General features: G+C 58.9%; 14 protein-coding genes and 1 tRNA gene. 6 read left to right on the top strand and 9 right to left on the bottom strand.

The annotated features are described in order from the left end of the window. Positions 1–64: 64 nt before the first annotated feature. Complete coding sequence (locus HA052_RS17000) at positions 65–1,195, bottom strand: porin (protein WP_158274338.1); 1,131 nt, start codon at positions 1,193–1,195, stop codon at positions 65–67. A 304-nt stretch (positions 1,196–1,499) separates the two neighbouring features. Between HA052_RS17000 and HA052_RS17005 the strand changes: the two genes are divergently transcribed. Continuing rightward, positions 1,500–2,945, top strand: a complete 1,446-nt coding sequence (locus HA052_RS17005) for a cryptochrome/photolyase family protein (protein ID WP_166452792.1) — start codon at positions 1,500–1,502, stop codon at positions 2,943–2,945. Positions 2,946–2,998: 53 nt separating this feature from the next. On the opposite strand, the gene HA052_RS17010 is transcribed toward HA052_RS17005, so the two are convergent. Together HA052_RS17010 and HA052_RS17015 are read right to left on the bottom strand one after the other, a co-directional pair. Further along, positions 2,999–3,379, bottom strand: coding sequence for a ComEA family DNA-binding protein (locus tag HA052_RS17010; protein ID WP_166452793.1), 381 nt, complete (start codon positions 3,377–3,379; stop codon positions 2,999–3,001). A 34-nt stretch (positions 3,380–3,413) separates the two neighbouring features. Further along, the gene (locus tag HA052_RS17015) at positions 3,414–4,235 is read right to left on the bottom strand and encodes a cytochrome C assembly family protein (protein WP_081545232.1); all 822 of its coding nucleotides are present in this window, start codon (positions 4,233–4,235) and stop codon (positions 3,414–3,416) included. Positions 4,236–4,342: 107 nt separating this feature from the next. Between HA052_RS17015 and ffh the strand changes: the two genes are divergently transcribed. The 3 genes from ffh to purB all read left to right on the top strand — a co-directional run bounded on the left by ffh (position 4,343) and on the right by purB (position 8,080). Next, a complete protein-coding gene (ffh, locus tag HA052_RS17020) occupies positions 4,343–5,698 on the top strand; it encodes a signal recognition particle protein (protein ID WP_166452794.1) in 1,356 nt (451 codons plus the stop codon). A gap of 49 nt (positions 5,699–5,747) precedes the next feature. Further along, positions 5,748–6,644: an ATP-grasp domain-containing protein gene (locus HA052_RS17025; protein WP_166452795.1), complete on the top strand. Its 897-nt coding sequence runs from the start codon at positions 5,748–5,750 to the stop codon at positions 6,642–6,644. 65 nt (positions 6,645–6,709) lie between these two features. Then, positions 6,710–8,080 (top strand): adenylosuccinate lyase, encoded by a 1,371-nt coding sequence (gene purB, locus HA052_RS17030; protein WP_166452796.1) that lies wholly within the window; start codon positions 6,710–6,712, stop codon positions 8,078–8,080. A 129-nt stretch (positions 8,081–8,209) separates the two neighbouring features. On the opposite strand, the gene HA052_RS17035 is transcribed toward purB, so the two are convergent. From HA052_RS17035 to HA052_RS17060, 6 genes are all read right to left on the bottom strand, one after another. Continuing rightward, a tRNA-Met gene (locus tag HA052_RS17035) sits at positions 8,210–8,286 on the bottom strand. A 64-nt stretch (positions 8,287–8,350) separates the two neighbouring features. Continuing rightward, complete coding sequence (locus HA052_RS17040) at positions 8,351–9,172, bottom strand: undecaprenyl-diphosphate phosphatase (RefSeq protein ID WP_166452797.1); 822 nt, start codon at positions 9,170–9,172, stop codon at positions 8,351–8,353. Between the two features lie 84 nt (positions 9,173–9,256). After that, positions 9,257–9,868: a thiol:disulfide interchange protein DsbA/DsbL gene (locus HA052_RS17045; protein WP_166452798.1), complete on the bottom strand. Its 612-nt coding sequence runs from the start codon at positions 9,866–9,868 to the stop codon at positions 9,257–9,259. Between the two features lie 26 nt (positions 9,869–9,894). Next, positions 9,895–10,542 carry an SPOR domain-containing protein gene (locus HA052_RS17050; RefSeq protein WP_240937402.1) on the bottom strand — a complete coding sequence of 216 codons (648 nt, stop codon included), beginning with the start codon at positions 10,540–10,542 and terminating at the stop codon, positions 9,895–9,897. 149 nt (positions 10,543–10,691) lie between these two features. Then, positions 10,692–12,200, bottom strand: a complete 1,509-nt coding sequence (locus HA052_RS17055) for a YifB family Mg chelatase-like AAA ATPase (protein ID WP_166452800.1) — start codon at positions 12,198–12,200, stop codon at positions 10,692–10,694. 5 nt (positions 12,201–12,205) lie between these two features. Then, positions 12,206–12,493 carry an accessory factor UbiK family protein gene (locus tag HA052_RS17060; RefSeq protein WP_019103588.1) on the bottom strand — a complete coding sequence of 96 codons (288 nt, stop codon included), beginning with the start codon at positions 12,491–12,493 and terminating at the stop codon, positions 12,206–12,208. Positions 12,494–12,805: 312 nt separating this feature from the next. Here HA052_RS17060 and glnK point away from each other — a divergent pair, with 312 nt between their 5' ends. Both glnK and HA052_RS17070 read left to right on the top strand, forming a co-directional pair. Next, entirely contained in the window at positions 12,806–13,144 is a 339-nt protein-coding gene (gene glnK, locus HA052_RS17065; protein WP_043591378.1) for a P-II family nitrogen regulator, read from the top strand. 29 nt (positions 13,145–13,173) lie between these two features. After that, positions 13,174–14,487, top strand: coding sequence for an ammonium transporter (locus HA052_RS17070; protein WP_166452801.1), 1,314 nt, complete (start codon positions 13,174–13,176; stop codon positions 14,485–14,487). Positions 14,488–14,616 lie beyond the last annotated feature (129 nt).

Below are 14,616 nucleotides of genomic sequence, written 5' to 3' on the forward strand. Positions count from 1 at the left end.
AGCATCCGCGCAAAAACAAAAAGGACTGCCGAAGCAGTCCTTTCAAGGTGGTACTCAGGTGCGCTTAGAAGCGGTGCACCAGACCCAAGCCGAAGGAGTTTTCCTTCTCCACATTATTGCCCTTCCACTTCACGTGACCGTAGGAAGTGTAAACCTCGGTACGCTTGGACAAGGCATAGTCCAGAGCCAATACATATTGGTCGTAACCAGAGTTGTTGACATCGCTACCACCAACGCTGATGTCGTAACCCTTCACGTAGGAGAAGTACGGGGTCAACGAACCGAAGGTATAACCCAGAGTCAGGGCCAGTTCGCGGGTTTTCACTTCTTTGCTCACATCCAAATTGCTAGAGCCAGCGGTCAAAGCGTTAAAGGCGGCTTTGTTATACAACACGCCCTTGGTATCGGCATAAACGCCGGCAGTGCCATCGATATAGCCACGAATTTGTTGATAGCCCAAGACCGCATAGATATTGTTGGCCATGTAGCCGCCTTCAAAGCGGTGCCAATCTTTATTCGAGCTACGACCGCCAGACACAAGCGCCTTATCGGCGTCACCCCAGTTCTGGTAGTTGTACTTGCCGAAGAAGCCGGAGTTTTCATAGCTCAGGCCCAGGTTCCAAGTCTGGCGATTGGTGCGGCTGCCATCAGTGCTTGCCCCGCGAGCTTCGTCGGTGCCATACAGGAACGCGAAGCTGAAGCCGGCCCAGTTCGGGCTGTCGTAGCGAATGGCATTGTTGACGCGGTCGTCAAGGCGGGTGAAGTAAGCCAGACCACCTACGCTTTGCGAACTGTAATAGCCCGGGTCCACCTGTTCCATCGAATCGTTAGCGTAGTTGGACAGACGCCCCAGACGGAACTTACCCCAGCTGTCGCCGGCCAAGCCGATGAAACTGTCGCGGGTATTAAAGCCAGAGGATTCGGAGCCGTCGATATTCACGCGATTCTCAACCTGCCAGATGGCTTTCAAGCCATTGCCCAGATCTTCGTTGCCCTTGAAGCCGATGCGCGAGGTCCAGTCGTTGATCTGGGAGTTACCCTGGGGCTTGCCGTTGGAGTCAAGGCTGGTATTCGAGCGGTAGGTCTTGTTGTACTCGTAACCACCGCGGATTTCACCATAGATGGTGACGTCGGCCATCGCGGCGGCGGCCGGCATCAGGGCGGCGATTGCAAGAGCGATATGCGTCTTGTTCATTGCAGTTCCTTTCAAGTCAGTTGATGTTGTCCTGTTGATTTCGCTGTTCTAAAGCCAGAGAACCCGGACATTTATGTGCCACCGATATGCTTCGGTGATCGCTAGCCTCAATATAAGACTGACGTTGCGAAAAAACAAAAACAGCATGTACTTTCGACAAAAAAGCACTCAAAAAAACAACACAAGCATCACAAGCCATTGTTTTACATGAACTCGACAGCTAAGTACCACCGCCATTTAGATGCAGTTACGCAACACAAGCAGTAATTTAGTGCAAAAAAGCAACAAACCCATGGGCATAAAAATGGACAATTCATTGTCAGACAATCAAACCACAGCAAATCTACCTACGAGCAAGGCTGTACTTTACTGGCTCAGGCGCGATTTGCGCCTGGAAGACAATCACGCCTTGCAGCAAGCGCTGGCCTCGGGTCTCCCGGTTCAATGCGTCTTTGTCTTCGACAGCAATATTCTAGACACGCTCTCCCCCACCGATCGGCGCCTCGGCTTCATCTGGCAATCCCTGCGGGAAATTCAGAACACCCTACGCGCGGCGGGCGGCGAGCTGTGGTGCGAAACCGGACCAGCGCCAGACATCATCCCCAGACTAGCGGCGCAGCTAGGCGCCGACGCCGTTTACGCGAACGAGGATTACGAGCCCTATGCGCGCCAGCGAGACACGCAGGTCGCTCAAGCCTTGGCGACGATGGGCAAGACCTTCCACGCCTACAAGGACCAGGTCATTTTCGCCCGGGACGAACTGCTCACGGCCAGCGGCAAACCATTCACCGTGTTTACCCCATATTGCAATGCCTGGCTCAAAAGGCTGAGCCCACAGCACAGCCAAGCGCTGACCGTGCCGCCGCTGACCGGCCGGCTGCGCCCGCCAGCGGGAACGCCGGCCATGCCCAGCCTGGCAGAATTAGGATTTGCCCAGACCGAGCCTTGCTTACTGGCGCCGGGTGCGTCCGGCGCAAAAGAACTGTTTGCCGATTTTTGTCAGCAACGCATCCAACGCTACCATCAACAAAGAGACTATCCCGGCGTAAAGGGCGTGTCCTACCTCTCCACCCACTTGCGTTTCGGCACCCTCTCGATTCGCCAATTGGTGCAATTCGCCTGCTTCGACGGCGGCGAGGGCGCTATGTGCTGGCTGAAGGAGTTGATCTGGCGAGAGTTTTATCAGCAACTGCTGTGGCACTTTCCGGATGCGTCCACTCACAGCTTCAAGCCGCAATACCGCGACCTGCCCTTTCCCAATCGCCCGGACTGGTTGGAAAGCTGGCAGAAAGGACTAAGCGGTTATCCGCTGATTGATGCGGCCATGCGACAACTGAACCAAACCGGCTATATGCACAACCGGCTGCGCATGATCGCCGCCAGCTTTCTGGTCAAGGATCTGCTGATTGACTGGCGTCTGGGAGAACGCTATTTCGCGGAGAAACTGCTGGATTTCGATCTGGCGTCGAACAACGGCGGCTGGCAATGGGCCGCCTCCACCGGCTGCGACGCACAGCCCTATTTCCGCATCTTCAACCCAGTGACTCAATCGCAGAAATTCGACCCGGACGGCCGCTTCATCCGCCGCTACGTACCGGAGCTGGCGGCACTAAACGATCAGGCGATTCACGCCCCCTGGCAAGCCAAGGCGCTGCCGGAAGGCTTCGAGCTGGGCCGCGACTATCCGCTCCCCATCGTCGACCACGCCGAGCAACGGCAGCTGGCTCTGGCCCTGTTCGGCAAGCAATGAAAAACGCCCGCATCCGCGGGCGTTGTTTCCAGCAAACCGTTACCTGACAAGCATCAAAGCTTTTTCTTGGCCGCCGGCTTGGAGGCTTCTTTCTTGGCGCCGGCCACCGGCTTGGCAGCCGTCGCAGCAGGTTTGGCGGCGGCAGCGGGCTTGGCCGCCGCTTTCGGGGCGGCGCTGGACGCTCCGCTGACCGAGATCTCGCTACGCAGCTTTTCCAGGGTCTTGTCGCCGATTCCACTGACACTCTTCAGGTCGTCGACACTCTTGAACGGCCCGTTCTTGGCGCGGTATTCCACGATGGCTTTGGCCTTGACCGGGCCGATGCCGTTCAGCGCCTCCAGCTCCTGCTGGTTAGCGGTATTGATGTTGACGGCGGCAAAAGCGGTGCCGCAAATCAGCATCAGGGCGGCAAACAGGGCTAACAATTTTTTCATCATTGATCTCCTTGTGAGACAGGACTGAGCAACCTCAACCGCGTTGCAGGATCAATTCTATGACGACCTTGCTGCCAATGTAAGCCAGCGCCAAGGACAGGAAACCAGCCAAAGTCCAGCGAATCGCCACCCGACCGCGCCAGCCTTGCAACTTGCGGCCGATCAACAAGCCGCCGAACAGCAGCCAGGACAACACGGCGAAAACGGTCTTGTGCGTCAGCGCCGCGGCGTGCCCCAGCACTTCCTCGGAAAACACCACCCCGGTCAACAAAGAAACCGTCAACAACAAAAAGCCGACGCCAATCACTTGGAACATCATTTTTTCCAGGGAAAGCAAAGGCGGCAATTGCCTAAGCAGCGGAGACGCCCGTTTATCGTGCAGAGCCTTTTCCAAAAACAGCATCAAAATGGCGATCAGGGCGCCGATGGCGAACAGGCTATAGGCAAACAAGGACACCAGGATATGCAGTACAAAAGCCGGATTGCTCAGGTCCTGGACCACGTGTTGGCCTGGAAACAGCAGAGCGAAACCCAGCGCAGCCATCGCCAGCGGCATCATGAACAGCTGCAAACCTTCCACGCGATAGAAAAAACTGCAGGTCCAATAAATCAGCATCATGATCCATACCATTACCGACAGCGCGCGGCCAACGCCAAGAGACAGCAAAGCCCCCTGAGTCAGCGGCAACAGCACGGCTATCGCCTGTAGCAGCAGCAACACGCCCAATAGGCTGTGCTCCAGCCGCGGCTTGCGCGGCCAGCAAGCCAGGCCGCGCCAGTTGGCGAAGTAATGCCAGGTAAAGACCCCGTAAGAGAGGATCAGCGCAATAGAAAGTACGAGCAGGAAGCTGGTCATGGCGAGTGTTTTATCAAAACCGGGTGCTGCCCGGCGGCTCGTGGTAAAATCAATGGTTTGAGAGTCTACACCAACCGGCAAGCCGTTGGCAGAAGTAAGGACGCACCATGCTAGACAACCTGACCAGCCGCCTGTCCGGCGTGATGAAAAATCTGCGCGGCAATGCGCGCTTGACCGAGACCAATATCCAGGACGCGATGCGCGAAGTGCGCATGGCCCTGCTGGAGGCCGACGTCGCCCTGCCCGTGGTCAAAACCTTTATCTCCCAGGTCAAGGAACGCGCCCTTGGCCAGGACGTGGCCGGCAGCCTGACTCCGGGCCAGGCCCTAGTGGGCGTGGTCAATGAGGAATTGACCAAATTGATGGGCGAGAAGAACGACGCCCTCAATCTGGCGGCCGTGCCCCCCGCCATTGTGCTGATGGCCGGCCTGCAGGGCGCCGGCAAGACCACCACGGTGGGCAAACTCGCCAAGCTGTTGAAAGAGACCCAGAAGAAAAAAGTACTGGTCGTCTCCGCCGACATCTACCGTCCCGCCGCGATCGAACAATTGAAACTGCTGGCCCAACAGGTCGAAGTCGAATGGTTTCCCTCCTCCGGCGACCAGAATCCCGTCGACATCGCCCGCGCCGCAGTGGATCACGCCAAGCGTCACTTCTTCGATGTCCTGATGGTGGACACCGCCGGCCGTTTGGCCATCGACGAGGCGATGATGGCCGAGATCAAAGCGCTGCATGCCGCGCTGAATCCGGTGGAAACCCTGTTCGTCGTCGATGCGATGCAGGGCCAAGACGCGGTCAACACCGCCCAGGCTTTCAATGAAGCGCTGCCGCTGACCGGCGTCATCCTCACCAAGATGGACGGCGACTCGCGTGGCGGCGCCGCGCTGTCGGTCCGCCACATCACCGGCAAGCCGATCAAATTCATCGGCGTCGGCGAAAAGGTGTCCGGCCTGGAACCCTTCCACCCGGACCGGATCGCCAGCCGCATTCTGGGCATGGGCGATGTGCTGTCGCTGATCGAGGAGGTGCAAAAAGGCATCGATCAGGACGAAGCCGCCGCCATGGCCAAGAAGTTGAAATCCGGCAAGGGTTTCGACCTCGAGGACTTCAAGGCCCAGATGCAGCAGATGAAAAAAATGGGCGGCATGAGCAACCTGCTGGAGAAAATGCCAGGGCAACTGGGCCAAATGGCCAAGGGCGTGCAGGGCGCGGAGGCGGAGAAAACCATGCGCCGCATCGAAGGCATCATCAATTCAATGACGCCGCAGGAACGCCACAAACCGGAATTGCTCAAGGCCAGCCGCAAGCGACGCATCGCCGCCGGCGCCGGCGTGACGGTGCAGGAGGTCAACAAGCTGCTGAACCAGTTCGAGCAGACGCAGAAAATGATGAAGCAGTTCTCCTCCAAGGGAGGCATGATGAAAATGCTTCGCGGCATGAAGGGCATGATGCCCGGCATGTAAGCTGAAACGGGTGCCTAGCACCCGTTTTTCTTGATGTAAAAGGATTTCGATGTCGCTCGATGTTGTCGTTCTGACCGATTCGCGCCTGCTGCCGCCTGACGACAGCGACTGGTATCGCCGCCAGGTTCATCATGAGGACGGCTTGGTCCTGGCAGCGCTACAGCGCCAGGGCTTGCGCGCCCGCCGCCTGGCCTGGGACGATCCTGACATGGACTGGGCCGGCGCGCGCTGCGCGCTGTTCCGCACCACTTGGGATTACTTCGAGCGCCTGCCCGCGTTTTCCGACTGGCTGACGCGCGCGGCCGGTCAAACACTGCTATTCAACGAGATTGGGCTGATTCGCTGGAATCTGGACAAACATTACCTGTCCGAACTGCAACAAAACGCTGTTCATACGGTAGACACCCGCTACATTGAGAAAGGCGCGCCGCAAACACTGCGCCAACTGCTGGCGGAGCGAGGCTGGAACGACGCCATCTTGAAGCCGGCCGTCTCCGGCGCCGCCCGGCACACGTATCGCGTCGCCCCGGCAAACGCGGAAATGCTGGAATGCGCGTACGCCGAGCTGATCCAAGAAGAAGCCATGTTGCTGCAACCCATGCAACACAGCGTGCTGAGCCAGGGGGAGCTGTCCCTGATCGTCATCGACGGCCATTTCAGCCACGCCATCCGCAAAACGCCGAAGTCCGGCGACTTCCGCGTGCAGGACGACCACGGCGGCCAGGTTCACCCGCACCAGGCCGACGCGCAAGAGATCGCCTTCGCAGAGGCCGCCGTACGAGCAGTGCCTTTCGACGTGCTGTACGCGCGCGTCGACGTGATTCGCGACAACCATGGCCGCCTAGCGGTCATGGAATTGGAAATGATCGAACCGGAGCTGTTTTTCCGCTTTCGGCCGCAAGCCGCGGAGGAGTTGGCCGCGGCGCTCGCGCGACGCCTGCGTTGAGCATTAAGCGATTTTGTACCGCAACCCGCCAGAACACCGGCAACCCACGTTTGGAACTACCCAGCATGAACCTGACCACGCTGACCGCCCTAAGCCCCCTGGATGGCCGCTACGCCGGCCAAGTCGAGGCCTTGCGCAATCTGTTTTCCGAGTACGGCCTGATGAAGTTCCGCATTAAAGTGGAGCTGGAATGGCTGAAGATGCTGGCCGCCGAGCCAGGCATCGAGGAAGTGCCTTCCTTCTCGGAGGCCACCATCCGTGAAATCGACGACGTGATCGCCAACTTCAACGTGCAGCACGGCGAAGAGGTCAAAGCCATCGAGGCGCGCACCAATCACGACGTGAAGGCCATCGAATACTGGCTGAAGGAACGCCTGTCCGGCAACCCGGAAGTGATGGCGGCCAGCGAGTTCATCCACTTCGCCTGCACCTCCGAAGACATCAACAACCTGTCGCACGCGCTGATGCTGAAAACCGCGCGCAACACCGTAGTACTGCCCACGATCGACGAAGTCATCCACAAGCTGCAAAAACTGGCGCACGAACTGGCCGACACCGCGATGATGTGCCGCACCCACGGCCAGCCGGCGACACCGTCCACCATGGGCAAGGAATTGGCCAATACGGTGTACCGCCTGAAACGCCAACGCGAGCAACTGGTACACCAGGAAATCCTGGGCAAGATCAATGGCGCGGTAGGCAATTACAACGCCCATCTGGTCGCTTACCCCAACATCGACTGGGAAAGCTTCTGCGGCCGCTTCGTCACCGGCCTGGGTCTGACCTTCAACCCCTACACCATCCAGATCGAACCGCATGACTATATGGCCGAGCTGTATCAGGTTCTGGCGCGGGTCAACACCATCCTGGTCGACCTGAACCGCGATATCTGGGGCTATATCTCGCTGGGCTATTTCAAGCAGAAGGTGAAGAAGGACGAAGTCGGCAGCTCCACCATGCCGCACAAGGTCAACCCGATCGACTTCGAAAACGCCGAGGGCAACCTGGGCATGGCCAACGCCATCCTGGGCCACTTGGCGGAAAAACTGCCGGTATCGCGCTGGCAGCGCGACCTGACCGACTCCACCGTGCTGCGCAATATGGGCGTGGGCTTCGGCTACACCATTCTGGGCCTCAAAGCCTGCCTGAAGGGCTTGAACAAGCTGGAAATAAATCCACAGGCAATCGCATTCGAGCTGGACAACAGCTGGGAGCTGCTGGCGGAGCCGGTGCAAACCGTGATGCGTCGCCACGGCGTACCCAACCCCTACGAGCAGCTGAAGGAATTGACGCGCGGCAAGGGCGGCATTACCCGTGAAACCCTGCACGCCTTCATCAAGAATCTGGAATTGCCCGAAGCGGAAAAAGCCCGCTTGCTGGAATTGACCCCGGCCGGCTATATCGGCAAGGCCTCGGAACTGGCCAAGCGCATTTAATCACGCCTGCGCGAGCAATAAAAAAAACCGCCGTTACCCGGCGGTTTTTTATTCAGCGGCCATTAATCAGACAGGCCGCCGGGAAAACAAAAAACCCAGATTTCACAAAGAAAGCTGGGTTTTTGGATTTGGTTGCGGGGGCAGGATTTGAACCTACGACCTTCGGGTTATGAGCCCGACGAGCTACCAGACTGCTCCACCCCGCGTCAGAGAGGTTGCATATTATACAAGCCCGCTTTAACTGTCAAGATATTTCTACCTTGAGCCAATTCAGACACTCCAATCCACCCAACCCAGCTGCCATGTGGCCAAAATCACCAGACCGAATACGATGCGATACCAGGCGAACGCATTGAAGTTGTGGCTGGACACATAGCGGATCAAACCACGCACCGCGAAGAAAGCGCTGATGAAGGCCGCGATGAAGCCAACGCCTATCACCGGCACATCCGCGGCGGTGAACTGGTGCCAATGCTTGTACACGTCGTAGAACGTAGCCGCGAACATGGTAGGCACCGCCAGGAAAAAGGAAAACTCGGTGGCTACTTTGCGGTCTAGGCCAAACAACATACCGCCGATAATGGTGGAGCCGGAGCGCGATGTGCCGGGCACCATGGCGAACACCTGAGCGATCCCCACTTTCAACGCGTCTTGCCAGCTCATCGCGTCCACGCTGCTCACCCGCGGCACGCGCTGTCTGCGCTCAACCAGCAGAATGATGACGCCGCCCACTATCAAGGCCAGCGCCACCGTCAGCGGGTTGAACAAATAGTGTTTGATCGCCTTGATCGCGAAGAAACCGATGACCGCCGCCGGCAGGAAGGCCACCAGCAAGTTGCCGATGAAGCGCAACGACTGCGCATCCCGCTGCAAAGCGCCCTGCGCCACGCCCAGAAAACGCTGACGGTATTCCCAAACCACCGCCAGGATTGCCCCCAGCTGAATCACCACCTCAAACACGTCGGCATTGTTTTGAAAACCGATCAGGTCCCCCACCACAATCAAGTGTCCGGTGCTGGAAATCGGAAAAAACTCCGTCACCCCTTCGACGATGCCCAGCAATAAAGCCTTAGCCAACAGCATCAAATCCATGTCCCCCCATCCCCCATCAAGGTTTAATATGCGCAAAAGGCAGCCCCCGGGGCTGCCTTCTTCACCAAGCGTCTTGCTCGATTCTTATTTTTTCTCGGCTCGGGCCTTAGCCACCAGCTCGTTGATCACCTGCACCATGCGCTCCGGCGCCACCGGCGTCACTACGTATTTACCGTTGACGATCACCGTCGGGGTACCCTGAATCGCATAATCGCGAGTCATCTTGGCCGCCTTGGCCACCTGCGCGTTCACGCCGAAGGATTTGTACGCCTGCATCACCTTGGCGGCGTCAACGCCCTTCTGCTGCTTGAGCCAATTGGCGAACACCCCCTCGTCAGACAGGTTGACGCGCGACTTCACCACAGCCTCGAAAGCCGGGCGGTGCAGTTTGTCGTAGGCGCCGGAAGTCTTGAAGGCGGAGAACATGCGCACGAAGCCTTCCATCGACTTTTGCCACACGATCTGCTCCTTGGAGAAAGCCACGTCGGCGGGCTTGCTCTTTTCCCAAGCGCTCATCGCCGGCTCAAGCTCCAGGCAGTGAATGCAGTGGTAGGAGAAGAACTCGATCACCTCTACCTTTTTCGAATCCGCCACCGGCTGCGGCGTCGCCAGCATGGTGTAATCCTTGCCCAGCTCAATCGCCGCGTTTGCCAAGCCGCTGAACAGCATCAACGAAAGCAATAACCACTTTTTCATTATCGATTCCCTAATAGAGGAAGAGTTTATTCCGCCTTGACGACTGTCGCGCCAATGCCATCCTGCTTCAACTGAGCCTTCACCCGATCCACCTCGTCCTGGCGGCTATACGGCCCCACCCTGACCCGATGCACCAGTCCCTTTTCCGGCACAGTTACCGACTGGATTTTGGCCTCTACGCCCAACAAAGCCAGCTTGGCCTTGAGGTTGTCCGCCTCGTCCTGATTCTGGAAAGAACCCAGCTGCAAGTAGACCTTTTTGGCCGCCTGCTGAGCAGAAGGTTCCGCCGCCTTGCCGTTCTTGCCTGGCACCGCATCCACCTGGCCAGGCAAGATCTTGTAGAAATCAAAGCGTTGCTCGTCCTTGCCGGCCTCCTTGGCCGCCGGTGCGGCCGAGGTCGGCTTGGCCGGAGTTTCCGCCGGCATCGGCGGTGGAGCGGATGGCGGCTGAGTCGGCTTGCTCACCGGGGCCGGCGCAGTGGCGGTTTCCGAAGCGGCGTCCGCAATGCGGGTGCCCGGCGCCAGCAACTCCGTTGGCGGCGCGGAAGCGCTGGCCGCTTTGCGATCCAACTTTTCCAAGTTGCTGAACGGCGTAGAGGACTTATTCAGATACATGGCGAGGCCTACCGCGACGGCAACCCCGACAATCAGGCCGATGACGATGCCCGCCACCATGCCGCCGCCTCCGCTTCTGGAGCTGGATGAGCGGCCGCGGGAACTACGGGAGGAATTTTTTAAATCTCGATTTGCCATGCAGCACTTACGCTTTTAACTAATCAAATAGTTCAAAAAACTATCTGGATTGATCAATTCTTTATTTATTGTTAGCCATTAGGCATTGCAGCGCGTCGTAATTGAATTGCCTGCAACACATGCTCCCGCATGACCATAGCCTGACCTTGTAAATCGGCAATGGTTCTGGAAACTCGAAGTATCCGATGATAACTGCGCGCCGACAAGCCGATCTTGTCCAAAACTTGCCGCAATAATGCCAGCCCCTCGGCGTGAAAATCGCCAAGCGCCTCCAATTCAGTCCCGCTCAAGCCGGCATTCGCCTTTCCCTGCCTCGCCAATTGTCGACGATACGCCGACTCTACCCGTTCACGCACCAAAGCGCTCGGCTCGCCGGCGACCCCACCCACCAGCTCGTCGGCAGGCAAGGACTGCACTTCAACATGCAAATCGATGCGATCCAATAAGGGGCCGGATATTTTACCTCGATAGCGCCCCACTTGCTCGGGCGTGCACCGGCATTTTCCGCTGAAATGCCCAAGATAGCCACACGGACAGGGATTCATTGCCGCAATCAGCTGAAATCGGGCGGGAAAACTGGCTTGGCGTGCGGCGCGCGAGATGTGGATCACCCCGGCCTCCAGCGGCTCGCGCAAGACTTCCAGCACTTTGCGATCGAACTCCGGCAATTCGTCCAGAAACAAGACGCCATGGTGCGCCAAGCTGATTTCCCCAGGCCGGGGATCGCTGCCTCCGCCCACCAACGCAACCGCGGACGCGGTATGGTGCGGGGAACGGAACGGCCGTACGCCCCAATCGTCCAGAGCGAAGCCATCGGTCCCCAAAGAACGCACGGCGGCGCTTTCCAGCGCCTCTTCATCCGGCATGCCGGGCAAGATACCGGGCAGGCGGGCTGCCAACATGGATTTGCCGGTGCCTGGCGGTCCGATCAACAAGAGGCTGTGCCGTCCGGCCGCGGCCACTTCCAGCGCATGACGCGCCAAGGACTGGCCTTTGATATCCAACAGATCAAGGTAATCCGGAAGCGATCGGGACGAGCCACCCTCTTGCCGATACGGTTCCAGCGTGGAAAGACCGTTGAGAAAGGCGCAGGCCTCAACCAGGGTGCTCACGCCATACAAAGGCATGCCCTCAAGCACGGCGGCCTCCTTGGCGCTGGCTACCGGCAAGATGAAGGCACGCCCCGCTTCCCTCGTCTTGCACGCCATCGCCAAAGCGCCGCGCACCGGCCGCAGGGCACCGGTCAAGGCCAGCTCTCCGGCGATTTCATATTCCGCCAACTGGGGACAGCGCACCTGTCCGCTGGCAACAAGAATGCCAATGGCGATGGGCAGATCAAAACGGCCGGAGTCTTTGGGAAGATCGGCCGGGGCCAGATTGACGGTGATGCGCCGGGCCGGGAACTCAAAACCAGAGGTCAAAATCGCCGCGCGGACCCGCTCCCGACTTTCCTTCACCTCAAGGTCCGGCAAACCGACAATGGTGAAAGCGGGCAAGCCGTTGGCCAAATGCACTTCCACCGCAACCTCAGGCGCGTCCACTCCGGCCAGCGCCCGACTTGCGACCACGGCCAGCGCCATGTCGCTCAGGAGTGGCCGAGTTCTGATTGGGCTTCTACCGTGGCTCGCGCTTCCTCCGGGAACACCTGCGCCTCTAAGCGCGCTAGCTTCTGCTCCAGTTGAGCCAGCTTCTCCCGAGTCCGCACCAACACTTCCTGCTGCACGTCGAACTCCTCGCGCGTCACCAGATCCATTTTGCTGAAGGTGGAGGCCATCATCGCTTTGACGTTTTTCTCAATGTCCTTGGCCGGGCTGGCGGCAATCGTTTCGCTGATCTTGTTGCCGATTTCCTCGAACAGCTTTTGGCTCAACATGACGCGGCTCCTTGAGTGAGTAAGTGATAACAGAGCAGAGTGTAGCAAAAAGCCAAGCCCATCACTCGCCAGCGCGTACCCATTGACGAGCGCCTCTCCCAACTCCGCGCCCTAACGGCACCAAATCAGTGCGGAGCCCCAACGCCGCATGCACCGGGAAAGTGCCAAAAAGGCCAGTACAGACCTTTTTTGCGTTGCAACATGATCTTAGCGTTTTCTTTTGCGCCAATCCGGCCTGGCACGATTCATGCGTATTGACGCGACAGCAGCCCTCAACTCAAGACACCGGATCATCAGACCCAAGGAGCAGTCATGAAACTCGTTTCTGCCATCATCAAGCCCTTCAAGCTGGACGAAGTCCGAGAAGCCTTGTCCGCCATCGGCGTGCAAGGCGTCACCGTCACCGAAGTCAAAGGCTTCGGTCGCCAGAAGGGGCATACCGAACTCTACCGCGGGGCCGAATACGTGGTGGACTTCCTGCCCAAGGTCAAACTGGAGATCGCCATAGACGACGCTTTGCTCGACCAGGTCGTGGAGGCCATCGAAAAATCCGCCCGCACCGGCAAGATCGGCGACGGCAAGATCTTCGTCTACGACCTGGAACAAGTGGTGCGCATCCGCACCGGCGAAACCGGCGCCGACGCGGTCTGAACCGCAATAGAGACTTAGGGGAAACGACAATGAAAAAACTGCTCGCAACCATTCAGCTCGCCGGCCTGGGTCTAATGGCTCCGCTGGCGTTCGCCGCCGCGCCGGCCGGCCCCGCGATTGCCGACGCCAAGAGCATCAGCGCCGGCGACACCGCCTGGATGCTGATCTCCACTGCCTTGGTGCTGTTCATGACGATTCCCGGCCTGGCCCTGTTCTATGGCGGCATGGTGCGCAAGAAAAACGTATTGGCGACGCTAATGCAAAGTTTCGCCATCACCGCGCTGATCACGGTGCTCTGGGCGGTCATCGGCTACAGCCTGGCCTTCACCGTCGGCACGCCTTATCTCGGCGACTTGAGCCGCGTGATGCTGGACGGCATGGTTTACCTGAAAGATGCCGGCAAATTGGCAGTACATCCGCTGGCCGGCACCATACCGGAATCGGTATTCATGACCTTTCAGATGACTTTCGCCATCATCACCCCCGCGCTGATCACCGGGGCCTTCGCCGAGCGAATGAAGTTTTCCGCGATGTTGGTCTTTATGGCCCTGTGGTCCTTGCTGGTCTACGTGCCAGTGGCCCATTGGGTCTGGGCTCCGGGTGGCTGGATGGCCGACAAGGGCGTGCTGGACTTCGCCGGCGGAACCGTAGTGCATATCAACGCCGGTATCGCCGGCTTGGTAACCGCCTTGGTGCTGGGCAAGCGCGTGGGTTTCGGCAAGGAAGCGATGCCCCCCCATAACCTGGTGCTGACCCTGGTGGGGGCATCGATGCTGTGGGTGGGCTGGTTCGGCTTCAACGCCGGTTCCGCCGCTGCGGCGGACGGCCGCGCCGGCATGGCCATGGTCACTACCCAGCTTGCCACCGCCGCCGCCGCGCTGGCCTGGATGTTTGCCGAATGGCTCACCAAGAAAAAGCCTTCGGTGCTGGGCATTGCCTCGGGCGCGGTCGCCGGTTTGGTCGCCATCACGCCTGCGGCCGGCTTCGTCGACGTCAAAGGCGCGCTGATTATTGGCCTGGCGGCCGGCGTGGTGTGCTTCTGGGGCGCCACCGGACTCAAGCACATGCTGGGTTATGACGACTCCTTGGACGCCTTCGGCGTGCATGGCATCGGCGGCATCCTGGGCGCATTGCTCACTGGAGTCTTCGCCGTCAAAGAAATCGGCGGCGCGGAAGGCAGCCTAGCCGCTCAAGCGCTCGGCGTGGGCGTCACCGCGGCCTATTGCGCCGTCATCACCTTCATCCTGCTAAAGCTGATCGATGTAGCGATTGGACTGCGCGTCGCGGAAGACGAAGAACGCGAAGGGCTGGACGTGATCCTGCACGGGGAGCGCGTCGAGTAAACCCAAATTTTCTTGTTGTGGTAAGGGACTTGGGGCGCCGCTGGCGCCTTTTTTTTTACAAGAACGTGCTTACGATTTCACGAGCTAAGAACGTGTTTACGATCTCGCGAGCTAAGGCAAGACAAGGCG

Origin of the sequence: Chromobacterium fluminis, assembly GCF_011602385.1 — a bacterium.
In the GTDB taxonomy this organism is placed as follows: Bacteria; Pseudomonadota; Gammaproteobacteria; order Burkholderiales; family Chromobacteriaceae; genus Chromobacterium; species Chromobacterium fluminis.

What these genes read in the sequence shown, in the direction of transcription:
- HA052_RS17000 (WP_158274338.1), bottom strand. Translation starts at nt 1,195, where the DNA reads ATGAACAAGACGCATATCGCTCTTGCAATCGCCGCCCTGATGCCGGCC.
- HA052_RS17005 (WP_166452792.1), top strand. Translation starts at nt 1,500, where the DNA reads ATGGACAATTCATTGTCAGACAATCAAACCACAGCAAATCTACCTACG.
- HA052_RS17010 (WP_166452793.1), bottom strand. Translation starts at nt 3,379, where the DNA reads ATGAAAAAATTGTTAGCCCTGTTTGCCGCCCTGATGCTGATTTGCGGC.
- HA052_RS17015 (WP_081545232.1), bottom strand. Translation starts at nt 4,235, where the DNA reads ATGACCAGCTTCCTGCTCGTACTTTCTATTGCGCTGATCCTCTCTTAC.
- ffh (WP_166452794.1), top strand. Translation starts at nt 4,343, where the DNA reads ATGCTAGACAACCTGACCAGCCGCCTGTCCGGCGTGATGAAAAATCTG.
- HA052_RS17025 (WP_166452795.1), top strand. Translation starts at nt 5,748, where the DNA reads ATGTCGCTCGATGTTGTCGTTCTGACCGATTCGCGCCTGCTGCCGCCT.
- purB (WP_166452796.1), top strand. Translation starts at nt 6,710, where the DNA reads ATGAACCTGACCACGCTGACCGCCCTAAGCCCCCTGGATGGCCGCTAC.
- HA052_RS17040 (WP_166452797.1), bottom strand. Translation starts at nt 9,172, where the DNA reads ATGGATTTGATGCTGTTGGCTAAGGCTTTATTGCTGGGCATCGTCGAA.
- HA052_RS17045 (WP_166452798.1), bottom strand. Translation starts at nt 9,868, where the DNA reads ATGAAAAAGTGGTTATTGCTTTCGTTGATGCTGTTCAGCGGCTTGGCA.
- HA052_RS17050 (WP_240937402.1), bottom strand. Translation starts at nt 10,542, where the DNA reads ATGGTGGCGGGCATCGTCATCGGCCTGATTGTCGGGGTTGCCGTCGCG.
- HA052_RS17055 (WP_166452800.1), bottom strand. Translation starts at nt 12,200, where the DNA reads ATGGCGCTGGCCGTGGTCGCAAGTCGGGCGCTGGCCGGAGTGGACGCG.
- HA052_RS17060 (WP_019103588.1), bottom strand. Translation starts at nt 12,493, where the DNA reads ATGTTGAGCCAAAAGCTGTTCGAGGAAATCGGCAACAAGATCAGCGAA.
- glnK (WP_043591378.1), top strand. Translation starts at nt 12,806, where the DNA reads ATGAAACTCGTTTCTGCCATCATCAAGCCCTTCAAGCTGGACGAAGTC.
- HA052_RS17070 (WP_166452801.1), top strand. Translation starts at nt 13,174, where the DNA reads ATGAAAAAACTGCTCGCAACCATTCAGCTCGCCGGCCTGGGTCTAATG.